This is a genomic window from Pantoea septica, from assembly GCF_002095575.1.
GTDB classification, from domain to species: Bacteria; Pseudomonadota; Gammaproteobacteria; order Enterobacterales; family Enterobacteriaceae; genus Pantoea; species Pantoea septica.
This window is the reverse complement of record NZ_MLJJ01000001.1, coordinates 185,134-200,770: the sequence shown is the minus strand read 5'-3', so window position 1 is coordinate 200,770 and position 15,637 is coordinate 185,134. Positions and strand designations below refer to the sequence as shown.

Below are 15,637 nucleotides of genomic sequence, written 5' to 3'. Positions count from 1 at the left end.
AACCGGCGGCTTAGTCATGCGGCGTCGAGGCCGTAATCAGTTTTTCGCGCGTGACGTCAGCGCGGGGTAAATCAGCGGTAATACGGCCGTCAGCCATCACCAGCACGCGGTCAGCCAGCGCCATTACCTCATCCAGTTCGGAAGAGGAGAACATCACCGCCAGCCCCTGCTGCGCCAGCGTGCCGATCAGGTGATAGACGTCGGTTTTCGCGCCGACGTCGATGCCGCGCGTCGGCTCGTCCAGCAGCACCACCTGCGGCCCGGTCATCAGCGCCTTGCCCAGCACCACCTTCTGCTGGTTGCCGCCGCTCAGCGAGGTAATCGGCAGTTCGGGATCGCTGACCTTGATCGCCAGATGCTGGATCATCTCGTCGACGCGCCGCTTCTCTTTGGCCGGATGCAGCAGCCGCAGCGCGCGGCGAAAACCGCGCAGGCTGAGATCGGTCAGCGTCATGTTGGCGGTGATCGACATCAGCTGCACCACGCCTTCGCCCTGGCGATCCTCCGGCACCAGCGTAATGCCGCGCTTCAGCCGCTGCTGAAAGCTGCACCGCTCGAGCGCGCCGCCCGCCAGCCGCACCTTGCCCGACTGGCAGTGCATCAGGCCGATCAGCCCTTTGAACAGCTCGGTGCGCCCGGCGCCCAGCAGGCCGTAAATGCCGATGACTTCCCCTTTGCGCAGCGAGAAGCTGACGTCGTTAAGCCGGTAGCCGCCGTTCTGATGCAGCGCGGTCAGGCCGTCCACTTCCAGCACCGTTTCGCCCTGCGCCGCCGCCTGATAGTCAAAGTGCTTTTTCTTGTCGCCGACCATCTGTTCGATAATCCAGGGCACGCTGGCGTCGCGCACCTCGCGCTCGCTGATAAAGCGGCCGTCGCGGAAGATGGTGATGTGGTCGCCGATCTCCATCAGCTCCTCCAGCCGGTGCGAGATATAGATAATGGTGACGCCGCGCCGCTTCAGCTGTTCAATGACGTTGAACAGCACCTTGACCTCCGACTGGCTGAGCGCGCTGGTCGGCTCGTCCATAATCAGCACGCGCGTATCTTTCGAGAGCGCCCGCGCGATCTCCACCAGCTGCTGATGCCCGATGCCCAGCTCGCCCAGCGGCGCATAGGGATCGACATCCAGCTCCAGCCGCTCCAGCAGCGACTTCGCCAGCGCATACTGATACTTCTCGTTGATCACACCGCGCTGGAAGAACTCGTTGGCGATAAAGATGTTGTCCATCACGTTCATGTTGGGAAACAGGTTCAGCTCCTGAAAGATAATGCTGATGCCCTGTTTTTCTGCCTGGTGCGTCGAGGAGAGCGATACGGGCTCGCCGTCGAGCAGGATTTCGCCGCTGGAAGGGGTCTCTACCCCGGCCAGCATCTTCATCATGGTAGATTTGCCCGCGCCGTTTTCGCCGATCAGCACGTTGACCTTGTTGCGATAGACGCGGTAGTTGACCTGATCGAGCGCGGTGACGCCGGGATAGATGCGCGACAGGCCGCGCGTCTCGATGATCACCTCGCCGTCCGCTTGTGGATGCTGCATAACCGCTCCTTACTGCCGCGCGATGGCGACAGGCGTCACGTTCGGGATCTGCTGCGGCACATCCCAGCTGCTGAATACGCCCGTCAGCTGCACCTTGTCGCCCACTTTCGGCTTGAAGGCGGTCATCATGCTGGAGGCCTGCTGATTGATGGCGCGGCCGTAGTCGCCGAACAGCACCTGATCGTTAAAGTCCTGATAGCTGGCCCCTTTAAAAGCGTCACGCAGCGCGGTACCGGGAATAATCGGTCCGGTCTGCACCGTGATGTCGTCGCCAGAGGCCTCTTTAACCGTCATGCGGCCGCTGCGCGACGTGGCATTGATCGCCGTCACTTCGCCGCTGACGCTGACGCTAAACACGCAGGGGTTTTCCGCCTGGCTGCGATAGCCCAGCGTGCTGCAGGCGGTGTCGAAATCCTTCGCCGCCTGCAGCGCCTTCAGCAGTTCGCCCGCGGGTTTCGCGTCGCGCCGCACCTGCGGCACCAGCTGTTCACGCCAGGTCTGGGCGATATTCGCCATTTTCGGATTCGGCGGGTTTTTCAGATCCGCCAGCTCCTGCTGCGACACAATGCGGCAACCGCCAAGCACGATCATCGGAAGCAGAAGCCAGAGTCGTCTGTCCATGGGGTTCTCCTGACGCCCGTCCAGGACGGGCGCCGCTGCAAGGGGGTTACGACTTGAAGTTGAAGTCCTGCACGCCGCTGGCGTTATCCGGCGTAATCAGGATGCCGCGGAACATCACGCGCTGCTTCGCCGGCTTGACCCCTTTCTGAATGAAGTTATCCAGATCGGCGACGCCCTGCGCGGCGATCGCCTGCGCCTGCAGCATCACCGTGGCTTTCAGCGTGCCCGCCTTCACCGCGTCGCGCTCGTCGTTGCTGCCGTCGATCCCCACCACGGTCACGTCGTCGCGGCCCGCCGCCTTCAGGGCGGCGATCGCGCCCAGCGCTACCGGCCCGTTGCCGCAGATCACCCCTTTCACGTCGGGATGCGCCTGCAGAATGCTGTCCATGATGCGCTTGCCGTCGATCAGGGTGCCTTTCGCATCCTGGCGCGCCACTCTCTGCATATCGGGATACTGGTCCAGCACCTGATGGAAGGATTTCGAACGGGTCACGCAGTTGTTATCCGCCAGGTTGCAGGTCAGCTCGGCATATTTGCCCTTCTCGCCCATCTTCTCGACGAACACGGTGGCGACGTCGGAACCGGCATGGAAGTTGTTATGGGTGATCTGCTCCAGCGCCACGTCGTCGACCGGGATTTCGCGGTTGATCAGCACCACCGGAATCCCCGCCTCTTTAGCCTTTTTGATCGCCGCGACGCTGGCGGTGGAGTCGGCATTGTCGAGAATAATGCCCTGTACTTTTTTGCCGATGGCGGCGTCGATCAGCTCGCTCTGCTTCTTCACGTCTTCCCCGTGCGACAGCACCGAGGTTTTGTAACCGAGCTCCTGCGCCTTGAGGTTGGCGCCCTTGGCTTCGGAGGCGTAATAGGGGTTATCCAGCGAGTTGACGAGGATCATGATGGTGCCTTTCTCCGCCGCGAAGCCGGCGCTGGAGAAGAGGCTGGCGGCGATCGCGGTGCACAGCAGGGAGCGGATTTTCATGGGGATATTCTCTCTTCTATTTGTAGGGGTGAGGCTTTAGGGCTGGTGCTGCATTACCAGATGGTGAAACCGCCATCGATCATCAGATCGGCGCCGGTAATCATGTCGCTGCCGTTGCTGGCGAAAAACAGCACGGCAGCGGCGATTTCATCGGTATAGGCGAAGCGGCCTAACGGGATCAGCTTTTTCATCTCTTCGCCCTTCTCGCCGCGCCAGGCTTTTTCGCCCATCGGCGTCAATACCACGGTGGGCGACAGGGTATTAACGTTGATGCGGTGCGGCGCGAACTCTTTCGCCATCACTTTGGTCATGCCGAGCAGGCCCGCCTTCGCAGAGGTGTAGGCGACGTGGTTATCAATGGCGACAGAGGCCGCCTGCGAAGCGATGTTGATGATTTTGCCCCCCTTGCCCGCCGCGACCATGCGCTTGCCCGCCGCCTGCGCGCAGAGAAAGGGTCCGGTCAGGTTGACGGCGATCTGCTTCTGCCATTCGGCGAAATCGGTCTCCAGCACCGGCTGCAGCATGACGTAGCCAGCGCAGTTGATCAGGATATCGATCTGGCCGTAGCGCTGCGCCACCTCGTCAAACGCCCTCTCCACCGACGCCGGATCGGTCACGTCGCAGGCGACGAACTGCACGCTGTCGGCGTCGAAGCTGTCGCGCAGGCTGGCGACCTTTTCCGCTTCGAAAGGGGGATAGAGCAGCGCCAGACGCGCCCCTTTCGCCAGCAGCATCTCGTTGCTCGCCATGGCGATGCCCCCGAGTCCGCCGGTCACCACCGCCACTTTGCCGCCAAGATCCATCGCGCTGTCGACGCCGTAGCGCAGGTTTACGTCATATTCGCTGCTCATCTGTTCCTCACTTATGTCGTTGCCGGCGGCCGCTCCAGTTAAAACGGATTTTTCCGGGCTTACGGGATATTTGATTTTCGAACAAAAATATAAGCTATCGAATGGCAATGGTATGTGGGTGAGATCAAATTTCATACACCTCGCGAAAATTATTTTTATCCCTTTGTTTTCGCATGATATAGCGTAAACAGCCTAAAACCGGCATGGATAAAGGCGCTATGCTAACCCTGCGCTTTCAAAGGGATGCGCGCCGTTCATTTTCGTTCGAAAATAAATAGCGCGCCGGGCTGCCTCGCATTCGCCAAAAGTGCGGGGTAAACTCAGCGTCAGGCATCCATTGGCCGGATATAACCGTGGTTGAGAAGAGGGAGCATTTCGATTGAAAAGCAAAAGTGAGCAGCTTGCCGATATGCAGCAGCGCCGCGAAAAGATTCTGGAGATGATCCGCGAAGACGGCACGGTGACGGTCAAGGCGCTGACGGAGGCGTTCGGCCTGACGGAGGCCACCATCCGCACCGACCTGAGAATGCTGCAAAAGCAGGGATTTGTGCAGCGCTATCACGGCGGCGCGACCCTGATGACCGGCAAGCAGAACACCGGCGCGCTGCTGCTGGAGCGGCAGACCCATCTGGAGGAAAAAGAGGCGATCGGTCGACTGGCGGCGCAGCATATCGAAAATGGCGACACGGTGATTTTCGATTCGGGCACAACCACTACCGCCATCGCCGAGGCGATCGGCCATATCCGCCGCCTCTCAGTGGTGACCACGGCGGTGAATATCGCGCTCAAGCTGGGCGGCGAGCCGGGTATCAACATTCTGCTCACCGGCGGCACGTTTAAATTCCCGACCCTCTCCACCTCCGGCGAAAAGGCGGCAAGCTTTTTTGAAAACGTGCTGGCGCAGAAGCTGTTTCTCGCCACCGCCTGCATTTCGCCGCGCCTCGGCCTCAGCTTCCCCAGCGAAACCGACATCAAGGTGAAAATGGCGATGATCAACTCTGCCAGCACGGTCTACGTGGTGGCGGACTCCAGCAAAATCGACAAGGTGTCGATGTTCGCGCTGCCCTGCGACTGGAGCCATATCCACTATCTGATCACCGACGACGGCATCAGCGCGGCGCAGATCGCCGCCTTTGAGGCGCTCGGCGTCAACGTGCTGGTGGCGTCGCTGCCGCAGGCGCAGCGGCGCGCGGTCTAGGCCTGCGCGGCGGCGGCCTGCTGCGCCGCTGCGGCGTAGCGCACCACCTCGCCGACAATCAGCAGCGACGGCGAGACCGGCCGCTGCTGCGCCACCGTCTGCGCCAGCCCGGCCAGCGAGGTGATCAGCACCCGCTGATCCGCACGCGTGCCGTTCTCGACGATCGCCACCGGCGTATCGCCCGCGCGCCCCTGCTTTTGAAGCTGGTCGGCGATCGAGGCGCTCCAGCGCAGCCCCATATAGAACACCAGGGTCTCGCACGGGTCGCCGCAGGCCCGGTCCGCCAGCTGCGGCTCGCCCAGCTTGCCGTGGCCGGTGATCAGCCGCAGCGACTGGGCGCAGTCGCGGTGCGTCAGCGGAATGTTGCTGGCGGCGGCGCAGCCCACGGCGGCGGTGATGCCCGGCACCACCTCGCATCGCACCTGCGCCTGCTGCAGGAACGCCAGCTCTTCGCCGCCGCGGCCGAAGATAAAGGGATCGCCGCCCTTTAGCCGCACCACTTCGCGGCCGCCGCGCGCCAGATCCGCCAGCAGCTGGTTGATCTCGCCCTGTTTCATCCCGTGACGGCCGGGCTGCTTGCCGACGTCGATGCAGAGCGCCGAGCCCGGCACCTCCGCCATGACCGCCTCGCTCACCAGCCGGTCATAGACCACCACGTCGGCCTGATGCAGCAGCCGCAGCGCTTTTACCGTCAGAAGATCGACGTCGCCCGGCCCCGCGCCGACCAGCCAGACGCGTCCCTGCCCGTCGCCGCTCGACAGCAGTTTATTCAGTGAATCGATAGCAAAGGTCATCGCGTTCTCCGTCACGCCCTGGCTGGCGTGAGTAGCAGTTGTTTGAGTTCAGGAAGGCAGGAGCCGCAGCCGGTGCCGCACTTCAGCGCGTTGCCGAGCGCCGCAGGCGAGTCGCAGCCCTGCGCCATCGCCTGGCGGATCGTCGTTTCGCCGACGCTGAAACAGCTGCAGATGATGCGCCCCGCGTCGTTGCCCCGCGCGCGGCTGCCCGCCAGCAGCGCAAAGCGTCCGGCGGCGTCGGCGGGCGGCGCGCGGAAGGCGGCGGTAATCTGTGCATGGTCGAGCGTCGGCAGGCGCGGCGCGGCGTAGAACGCCAGCTGCAGCGCGCCCTCGCGCCACGCCAGCAGTCGGTACTCCCCCGCCGCGCCCACGGCCTCCTGCAGCTGCATGTTCTGCGTCGCCAGCTGCGCCTGCGCCCAGTCGCGCGCGGCTCCGTCGCCCGCCAGCGTCAACCGCTGCGCGCCCGCCTGCGGCGCGCGCGCCCAGTAGCGCAGCCCGGACGGCGCCTCGATATTGCGCTGCCACAGCCAGCCCTGCCAGCCGGTAGGCAGCGGCTGGATACGCACCGCCGTCTGCTTCAGCGCCGGCTGGCCCGACGCGGGACAGCAGCGCGCCGTCACCAGCGCGTCAACATGGCTCTGCAGCGCGAACTGACGGTTCCAGTGCATTGGTGCAAACAGCTCGTTAAGGCGCATGCCGCCGTCAACTCGCACCCGCGCCGCCATCCAGCCGCGCGCCGACTGCACCCGCGCCAGATCGCCATCGGCGAGGCCCCAGCGCTGCGCCGTCGCGGGATGCAGCGCGATAAAGGGCTCATCGATATGCTGCATCAGGCGCGGCACCGCGCCGGTGCGCGTCATGGTGTGCCACTGGTCGCGAATACGCCCGCTGTTCATCAGCAGCGGATAGCCTTCGTCGCTCACCGTCTCCAGCGGCGCGGCGCAGGGCAGCAGCCGCGCTTTGCCGTCGGCATGGTAAAAGCGGCGGTCGCCGAAGAGTCGGGCGCAACCCGCAGGGAAGCGCGCGTTGACCGGCCACTGCACCGGTTTTAGCCGGTCCCAGGCGTCGTCGCTGAGCTGCGCCAGCCCGCTGATGTCGAAAGCGCGCTGGCCGTGGTTTTCAAAGCCGGAGAGCGCGGCGTGCTCGCGAAAAATTTCTGCCGGATGCTGCCAGCTGAAGGCGTCGCCAAAGCCGAGTCGCTGCGCCACCTGCGCCAGCAGCCACCAGTCGGGCTTTGCCTCGCCGGGCGGCGGCACAAAGGCGCGCTGGCGCGATATGCGTCGTTCGGAGTTGGTTACGGTACCGTTTTTTTCGCCCCAGCCGAGCGCGGGCAGCAGAATATCAGCGAACCTCGTGGTGTCGGTGTTCGCCATCACGTCGGAGACGATCACCAGCGGGCACGTGGCCAGCGCCTGCGCCACGCGGTTGCCTTCCGGCATCGACGCCGCCGGATTAGTGCCGAGGATCCACACCGCCTTCACCTCGCCGCGCGCCACCGCCTCGAACAGCGCGACGGCGGTGAGACCGGGCCGCCGCGCCACCGTCGGGCTGCGCCAGAAGCGCTGCAGCCGGTCGCATTCGGCGTCGCTGAAGCCCATATGCGCCGCCAGCTGATTCGCCAGCCCGCCCACTTCGCGTCCGCCCATAGCATTAGGCTGTCCGGTCAGCGAAAAAGGCCCGCAGCCCGCGCGACCCAGCTTGCCGCTCAGCAGATGGACGTTGACAATGGCGTTGTTATGGTCGCTGCCGGCGGCCGACTGGTTAATGCCCATGCACCAGAGCGTGAGCACGCGATCGCTGTCGGTAAACAGCCGGTAGAACTGCGCCAGCAGGCCGCTTTCCAGCTCGCAGGCCGCCGCGGCACGCGCTAGCGTCCAGGGCTGCGCCGCCGCCAGCGTCTCCTCGACGCCGCTGAGATGCGGCAGCATGCTGCTGTCGATGGCGCCATGCTGCGCCAGCCAGTGAAGCAAACCGCTGAACAGCGCGCCGTCGCTGCCCGGGCGCAGCGGCAGATGCAGATCCGCCAGATCGGCGCTCGCGGTGCGGCGCGGATCGATGGTCACCACGCGCATCGTCGGGCGCTGCTGCTTCGCCTGCGCCAGCCGCTGGTAGGCCACCGGATGGGTCCAGGCGGCGTTGGAGCCCACCAGCACCACCAGATCCGCCTCGGCGAAATCCTCATAGCAGCAGGGTACGGCGTCCGCGCCGAAGGCGCGCTTGTAGCCCACCACCGCCGAGGCCATGCAGAGGCGCGAGTTGGTGTCGATATTGGCCGCGCCGAGATAGCCCTTCATCAGCTTGTTGGCGACGTAGTAATCCTCGGTGAGCAGCTGGCCGGAGGCGTAGATCGCCACCGCCTCCGGACCGTGCCGCTCGATAATGGCGCGCAGCCGCGCGGCGGCGTTATCCAGCGCGCGCTCCAGCGCTACCGGCTCGCCGTCGACCCGCGCCCGCAGCAGCCGCCCGCTGGCGTGCAGGGTATCGCCTAGCGCCGCGCCTTTGACGCACAGGCGTCCGAGGTTAGCCGGATGGCTGACGTCGCCGGTAACGGCGCCGTCGGCGTCTACGCTCACGCCGCAGCCGACGCCGCAGTAGGGACAGGTGCTCTTCATGAGGCTTGCGCCATCAGGTTCAGCGGGCGACTGGCTACCCAGATGCGCCCCGCTTCCAGCTTCACCGGCCAGCAGCGCAGCTGGTGCTGCGGGTTGTCGAGACTTTGCCCGTCGCGCAGGCGCACGCGCTGCTTGTAGAGCGGCGAGATCACCACCGGCTCGCCCGCCACGTCGCCAAGGATGCCGCGCGACAGCACGCTGACCTCGCTGCCCGGCTCGCGATCCTCCAGCGCGTAGAGGTCGTCGCCGAAACGGAACAGCGCGATGCGCTCGCTGCCGAGACGCGCCCCGATGCCCGCCTGCGGCGGCACCGCCGTAAGATCGCACAGCGCGCTCCAGGGTTCGGCCGGCAGCTCGCGCAGCGCAATGCGCGCCGGCGTCGCGGGCTGACGCTGATCCCGCACCCGATCGTAACGCAGCGCCTCGTCCGCCCCCTCGCCGTTTACGGCGGGGGTAAAGAGCGCGCGCCGCGACGGATCCGCCAGCGTGGTTTGCCATTCGCACTGGTAGCTCTCAACCACGCGCTGCATCTCCGCCTCCAGCGTCGCCGCGATGCCGAGGCTGTCCTCTATCACCACCTGGCGCAGATAGTCGAGCCCGCCGTCGAGGTTATCCATCCAGACGCTGGTGCGCTGCAGCCGGTCGGCAGTGCGCACGTAGAACATCAGGATGCGATCGACGTAGCGGATCAGCGTCGCGTCGTCGAGATCGCTGGCGAAGAGATCGGCGTGGCGCGGCTTCATGCCGCCGTTGCCGCAGACGTAGAGATTCCAGCCCTTCTCGGTGGCGATCGCGCCGATATCTTTGCTCTGCGCTTCGGCGCACTCGCGGGCGCAGCCCGACACCGCCATCTTGATCTTGTGCGGCGCGCGCAGCCCTTTGTAGCGATGCTCCAGCGCGATGGCGAAGGCGGTCGAGTCCTGCACGCCGTAGCGGCACCAGCTGGAGCCGACGCAGGATTTCACCGTGCGCAGCGATTTGCCGTAGGCGTGGCCGGTCTCGAAGCCCGCCGCCAGCAGCGCTTCCCAGATGGCGGGCAGCTGATCCAGCCGCGCGCCAAAGAGATCGATTCGCTGGCCGCCGGTGATTTTGGTGTAGAGATCGTAGCGCGCCGCCACTTCGCCGATGGCGATCAGCCCCTGCGGCGTGATCTCGCCCCCCGGCACGCGCGGCACCACGGAGTAGCTGCCGTCTTTCTGGATATTGGCGAAGTAGCGATCGTTGGTTTCCTGCAGCGGCAGGTGCGCCGGCTTCAGCAGGTAGTCGTTCCAGCAGGAGGCGAGCAGCGACGCCGCCAGCGGCTTGCAGACCTCGCAGCCGTGGCCGCGTCCGTGCGCCGCCAGCAGCGCCTCCCAGCTTTTCAGCTCGCCGACGCGCATCAGGTGATAAAGCTCCTGGCGCGACCAGGCGAAATGTTCGCAGATATCCTTTTTCACCTCGACGCCGAGGGTCGCCAGCTGGTGCTCCATGACCTGCTTCACCAGCGCCGAACAGCCGCCGCAGCCGGTAGCGGCGCGGGTGCACTGCTTAATCGCCGCCATATCGCCGCAGCCCGCCTGCACCGCGGCGCAGATATCCCCCTTGCTGACGCTGTGGCATGAGCAGACCTGCGCGCTGTCCGGCAGCGCCGCTACGCCGGGCGCCCGGCTCGGCGTCCCTGTCGGCGCGGGCAGGATCAGGCTCTCTGGCGCGGCGGGCAGCGCCATCTGGTTGAGCATCATCTGCAGCAGCGTGCTGTAGTCGGCGCTGTCCCCTACCAGCACGCCGCCCAGCAGGGTTTTGCCCTCGCCGCACACCACGATTTTCTTGTATATCCCTTTAGGTTCGTCGGTCCAGTAGTAGCTCTGGCTGCCCGGCGTGCGGCCGTGGGCGTCGCCGAACGAGGCGACTTCAACCCCTAGCAGCTTGAGCCTGGTGCTCATATCCGCGCCGGTAAACAGGCTCGCCTCGCCGGCGAGGTGTCCGGCCAGCGCGCGCGCCATCTGGTAGCCGGGCGCCACCAGGCCGAAGATCTGCCCGTTCCACAGCGCGCATTCGCCGATGGCGAACACCGCCTCGTCGCTGGTCTGGCACAGGTCGTTGATGGCGATGCCGCCGCGCGGGCCGAGGGTTAATCCCGCCGCGCGCGCCAGTTCGTCGCGCGGGCGGATGCCCACCGAAAAGAGCACCATGTCGACGTTGAGCGTCTCGCCGTCGGCGAACCGCAGCGTCAGGCTGTCGTCCGCCTCGCGCACGAGGGTTTCCGTCTGCTTCGCGGTGTGCACCTGCACGCCGAGCGCGTCGATTTTACGCCGCAGCATCTGCGCGCCGCCCTCGTCCAGCTGTACCGCCATCAGGCGCGGCGCGAATTCGACCACATGGGTCTCCAGCCCAAGCTGGCGCAGCGCGTTGGCCGCCTCCAGCCCCAGCAGGCCGCCGCCGATAACTACGCCGCGCCGGCTGCGGCGCGCGCAGGCGGCGATGGCGTCGAGATCGTCCAGCGTGCGGTAGACGAAGCAGCGCGGGTCGTCGTGGCCGGGGATCGGCGGCACAAAGGGACGCGATCCGGTGGCGAGCACCAGCCGGTCCCACGCCAGCTCGTCGCCGCGGCTGTCGCGCAGGCTGCGCTGCTGGCGATCGATCGCCACCACCCGGCAGTCGCTGCGCAACTCGATGCCGTGCGCCGCAAAAAAGTCCTCGCCGACCAGCGACAGATCGGCGGCGCTTTTGCCGTCGAACCAGGATGAGAGATGGACGCGGTCATAGGCGGGCAGCCGCTCTTCGCCGTAGACCACGATGTGATAGCGCTGGTGCAGCGCGCGCGCCACCAGCTGTTCGAGGAAATGGTGGCTGACCATGCCGTGACCGACCACGGCTAATACCGGTTTACTCATCATCGGGCTTCCTGCAGCCTGCGGCTGCGTTTCGGGTGAAGTTTCGGGTGAAGTATCAAAAAGGGTGTGCAGCGCGGCGCGTTCGCCCGTCTGCAGTTTTGCCAGCAGCGGCGCGGCCTGGCGGCAGTCGCCGTAGAGCAGCACCCCGCTCAAGCGGCCGTCGCGCAGAAACAGACGGCGGTAGTCGCCGGCGATCGGATCGAAGCTGACGCAGCTCTCCGCCTCGCGGATATCGCCGGCGCTAAACAGCGAAATGCCGCTGACCTTGAGGCGGGTGCCGTCGACCTGATGGCGAAAATCGGCCACCGGCCGCCCCGCCAGCTGCGCCGCCAGCACCTCCGCCTGCGCCAGACAGGGCGCCGCCAGCCCGAAGGTCTCGCCGCCTGTTTCACAGCACTCGCCGAGGGCGTAAACGCCGGGTAGCCCGCTGCGTAGCTGGCGATCAACGATGATGCCGCGATGACAGGGCACGCCCGCGGCCGCCGCGACGGCGATCTCCGGCTCGACGCCGATGGCGATCACCACCTGCGCGGCAGGCAGCGCCCGGCCGTCGGCGAGCAGCACGCCGGTTTCCGTCACCGCCGCCAGCCCGCTGTTAAGTACGACGCGCAGGCCGCGCGACGCGAGCTGCGCGCAGAGCAGCGCGCCCGCCCGGGCGTCGAGCTGGCGATCCAGCAGCCAGCTTTTATGGTGCAGCAGCGTCACTTCGCGCCCCCGGGCGCGCAACGCGGCGGCGGCCTCGATGCCGAGAAAACCGCCGCCCAGCACCACCACCGGCCCCGTTCCGGCCAGCAGCGCGTCAACGTCCGCTTTGCTGCGAAAGCCAAAGACATGCGGCCGGTCGACGCCGGGTATCGCGGGCAGCCGCGGGCGCGATCCGGTAGCGAACACCAGCCGATCCCACGCCAGCACGCGCCGATCGGTCTCAAGCCGCCGCGCCGCAAGATCGATCTTCAGCGCCGTTTCGCCCGCCAGCAGCGTGACGCCGTGCTGCCGGTACCATTCCTGCGTATGGATCAGCGTCTCCTCGAAGGATTGCTCGCCCGCCAGCACCGGCGAGAGCAGCACCCGGTTGTAGTTGCCGTGCGGCTCGCGCCCGATCACGGTAATGGCGTAACGATCCGGCGCGAGGCGCAGCAGGCTTTCCACCATGCGCATCCCCGCCATGCCGTTGCCCACCACCAGCAGCCGTTGCGTCATAGGCGGCTCCTCAGGCTGCGGTCTGTTTTTCATAGAGAAAGTGCAGGATCTGCTGGCGCAGCTGGTGGTAGCGCGCCTCATCCGCCAGCGCGACCCGCGAGCGCGGCCGGGCGAGATCGATGGTCAGGATTTCGCCCACTTTCGCCGCCGGGCCGTTGGTCATCATCAGCACTCGATCGGAGAGCAGCACCGCCTCGTCGACGTCGTGGGTGATCAGCACGATGGTGGTGTTCAGCTCCTGCTGGATGCGCATCACGCTGTCCTGCAGGTGCGCGCGGGTCAGGGCGTCGAGCGCGCCGAACGGCTCGTCGAGCAGCAGCACGCGCGGCTTCATCGCCAGCGCGCGCGCAATGCCGACGCGCTGCTTCATGCCGCCGGAAATCTCGCCGGGACGCTTGTGCATCGCATGGCTCATCTGCACCCGGTTCAGGTTGTGCTCAATCCACTCCGCCCTTTCCGCCGCCGTCATGCTGCCTTTAAACACCTGACTGACCGCCAGCTCGACGTTCTGATACGCGGTCAGCCACGGCAGCAGCGAGTGATTCTGAAACACGACCGCGCGCTCCGGGCCTGGCCCGGCGATTTCGCGGTTGTCGCACAGCAGCACGCCGCTGCTCGGCGCGGTGAGCCCGGCGATCAGGTTGAGCAGCGTCGATTTGCCGCAGCCGGAGTGGCCGATCAGGCTTAAGGTCTCCCCTTCGTGAATATCGAACGAGACCTTATCCAGGGCGAGAAAGTCGCCGCCCGCGGTGGTGAAACGCTGGCTGACCTGCTGAACGCGAATAATGGGTGACATAGCGGCTCCTTATTTATCCCAGCTAAAACGGCGGGCCAGCAGCATCAGGCCCTGCTCCAGCAACAGCCCCACCACGCCGATAATCAGAATGGCGATGAGGATGTTCTCGACGTTGAGGTTGTTCCACTCGTTCCAGATCCAGAAGCCGATGCCGAGGCCGCCGGTGAGCATTTCGGCCGCGACGATCACCAGCCAGGCGATGCCGATCGAGAGACGCACGCCGGTGAGCACCGCCGGCAGCACGGCGGGAAACAGAATGCGGCGCATCACCGTCCACTCTGAAAGCTGCAGTACGCGCGCCACGTTGAGATAGTCCTGCGGGATGCGCTGCACCCCTTCGGCGGTGTTGATTACCATCGGCCAGATAGAGCAGATAAAAATGGTCCAGCTGGAGGCGGGTTCAGCGCGCTGGAACAGCAGCAGGCCGATCGGCAGCCAGGCGAGCGGGCTGACCGGACGCAGCAGCGCGATAATCGGGCCGAACATGCGCGACACGAAGGTGAAGCGCCCAAGCAGAAATCCGGCGGGGATGCCCACCAGCGCCGCCAGGCCAAAGCCGACGGCGACGCGCTGCAGCGAGGCGAGCACGTTCCAGCCGATGCCCTGGTCGTTCGGACCGGCGTTATAGAAGGGATCGGCGAACAGCGTCAGCGCCGCCTGCCAGGTGGCGTACGGCGTCGGGAAGCCGCTGCTCCACAGCGCGGCGATCTGCCACACCAGCAGCATCAGCAGCAGGCCGCACAGCGCCGGAATGAGCCGCTGCATCAGCGGACGCAGGCGCGGCGGACGGACCGCGCTTTTCGGTTTCAGATTAAGGGTGACGACGGTGCCAGGTTCGACGGCGGTTGGGGCGCTGATCTGCGCAACTTTTTTCATCTCTGCCTCTCTTAGCGTTTCAGGACGAAGCCGGCGGCGTAAGCGGCAGGATCGCTGCCGTCCCACACTTTGCCGTCCATCAGGGTGCTGCTGCGTAGTTCGCCCGGCGGCAGCGCGACGTTGCCGACGGCGCTCGCCGCCTGTTTGTAGATGTCGATGCGGTTGATCTGCCGCGCCACCGCCAGATAGTCGGGATCGGCGCTGAGCATGCCCCAGCGCTTCATCTGCGTCAGGAACCACATACCGTCGGAGAGCCAGGGAAAGCTCACCGCGCCGTCGCCAAAGAAGCGCATGGCGTGCGCGTCCTGCCAGCTTTTGCCGAGGCCGTTCTGGTACTGCCCGAGCATGCGGCCCTCCAGCGTCTCGACTTTGGTATTGATCCAGGCGCGCTGCGCCAGCACGGCGGCGGTTTCGCGGCGGTTGTCGTCGGAAGCGTCGATCCAGCGCGCCGCCTCGAGCACTGCCGCGGTCAGCGCGCGGGCGCTGTTGGGATTGCTTTTCACCCACTCGGCGCGGGTGGCGAGGATCTTTTCGGGATGATCCGGCCAGATCTGCTGCGAGGTGGCGGCGGTGAAGCCGATGTTGTCGCTGATGGCGCGCTGGTTCCACGGCTCGCCGACGCAGAAGCCGCTCATATTGCCGATCTTCATGTTCATCACCATCTGCGGCGGCGGCACCACCAGGGTACGGACGTCGTCGAAGGGATGAATGTCCGCGCTGGCGAGCCAGTAGTAGAGCCACATGGCGTGGGTGCTGGTGGGAAAGGTGTGGGCGAAGGTAAAAGCGCCTTTTGGCTGCGCCGCCACCGCCTGCTTCAGGCTGGCGGCGTCGCTCACGCCCTGCTCCTTAAGCTGGCTGGAGAGCGTAATCGCCTGGCCGTTGTTGTTGAGCGTCATCAGGTTGGCCATGTCGTGCTGCGGCCCCGCCACGCCCAGCTGCAGGCCGTAGATCATGCCGTAGAGCGCGTGGGCGGCGTCCAGCTCGCCGGAGGTGAGCTTGTCGCGCACCGCCGCCCAGCTCGCCTCTTTGCTCGGCTGCAGCGTCAGGCCATATTTTTTATCGAAGCCCTTCACCGCCGCCATCACCACCGGCGCGCAGTCGGTGAGCGGGATAAAGCCGACGCGCAGGCTCGCCTTCTCCGGCGCGTCGGAACCGGCGGCCCAGACGGCGTTGCGCAGCCCCGGCAGCAGAAAGCCGCCGCCAGCGACGGCGCCGGCGAGTAACAACTTGCGCCGTGAGGCGGAAAAAGAGGAGTGGCTCATCGCTCGCTTCCTGAAAAAAGAGAATAAAAAAAGGC

The 15,637-nt window shown here is 65.7% G+C and carries 11 protein-coding genes; 1 reads left to right on the top strand and 10 read right to left on the bottom strand.

The features are described from left to right. Positions 1-10 precede the first annotated feature (10 nt). From HA46_RS00965 to HA46_RS00950, 4 genes are read right to left on the bottom strand one after another with little or no spacing between them, the layout of a single operon-like run. Positions 11-1,537 (bottom strand): sugar ABC transporter ATP-binding protein, encoded by a 1,527-nt coding sequence (locus HA46_RS00965; protein WP_084881910.1) that lies wholly within the window; start codon positions 1,535-1,537, stop codon positions 11-13. A 9-nt stretch (positions 1,538-1,546) separates the two neighbouring features. Then, entirely contained in the window at positions 1,547-2,158 is a 612-nt protein-coding gene (locus HA46_RS00960) for a DUF2291 family protein (RefSeq protein WP_084881909.1), read from the bottom strand. A 46-nt stretch (positions 2,159-2,204) separates the two neighbouring features. Further along, positions 2,205-3,140, bottom strand: coding sequence for a D-ribose ABC transporter substrate-binding protein (locus HA46_RS00955; RefSeq protein ID WP_084881908.1), 936 nt, complete (start codon positions 3,138-3,140; stop codon positions 2,205-2,207). A gap of 53 nt (positions 3,141-3,193) precedes the next feature. Further along, entirely contained in the window at positions 3,194-3,991 is a 798-nt protein-coding gene (locus HA46_RS00950) for a GolD/DthD family dehydrogenase (RefSeq protein ID WP_033789749.1), read from the bottom strand. A 379-nt stretch (positions 3,992-4,370) separates the two neighbouring features. Here HA46_RS00950 and HA46_RS00945 point away from each other — a divergent pair, with 379 nt between their 5' ends. After that, positions 4,371-5,189: a DeoR/GlpR family DNA-binding transcription regulator gene (locus tag HA46_RS00945; RefSeq protein ID WP_033747611.1), complete on the top strand. Its 819-nt coding sequence runs from the start codon at positions 4,371-4,373 to the stop codon at positions 5,187-5,189. Here the strand turns inward: HA46_RS00945 and cobA are convergent. Genes cobA through HA46_RS00915 form a run of 6 tightly spaced genes read right to left on the bottom strand, consistent with a single transcriptional unit; the run spans position 5,186 to position 15,602 of the window. Then, positions 5,186-5,983 carry a uroporphyrinogen-III C-methyltransferase gene (gene cobA, locus HA46_RS00940; RefSeq protein WP_084881907.1) on the bottom strand — a complete coding sequence of 266 codons (798 nt, stop codon included), beginning with the start codon at positions 5,981-5,983 and terminating at the stop codon, positions 5,186-5,188. The genes HA46_RS00945 and cobA overlap by 4 nt on opposite strands. Before the next feature lie 11 nt (positions 5,984-5,994). Then, entirely contained in the window at positions 5,995-8,595 is a 2,601-nt protein-coding gene (locus tag HA46_RS00935; RefSeq protein WP_084881906.1) for a nitrate reductase, read from the bottom strand. After that, positions 8,592-12,668: a nitrite reductase large subunit NirB gene (gene nirB, locus HA46_RS00930; RefSeq protein WP_084881905.1), complete on the bottom strand. Its 4,077-nt coding sequence runs from the start codon at positions 12,666-12,668 to the stop codon at positions 8,592-8,594. Before nirB ends, HA46_RS00935 begins: the two co-directional genes overlap by 4 nt. A gap of 10 nt (positions 12,669-12,678) precedes the next feature. Continuing rightward, positions 12,679-13,464: an ABC transporter ATP-binding protein gene (locus tag HA46_RS00925; protein WP_033789745.1), complete on the bottom strand. Its 786-nt coding sequence runs from the start codon at positions 13,462-13,464 to the stop codon at positions 12,679-12,681. Between the two features lie 9 nt (positions 13,465-13,473). Beyond that, complete coding sequence (gene ntrB, locus HA46_RS00920) at positions 13,474-14,340, bottom strand: nitrate ABC transporter permease (protein WP_033789744.1); 867 nt, start codon at positions 14,338-14,340, stop codon at positions 13,474-13,476. A gap of 11 nt (positions 14,341-14,351) precedes the next feature. Next, the gene (locus HA46_RS00915) at positions 14,352-15,602 is read right to left on the bottom strand and encodes a CmpA/NrtA family ABC transporter substrate-binding protein (RefSeq protein ID WP_084881904.1); all 1,251 of its coding nucleotides are present in this window, start codon (positions 15,600-15,602) and stop codon (positions 14,352-14,354) included. Between the last annotated feature and the right edge of the window lie 35 nt (positions 15,603-15,637).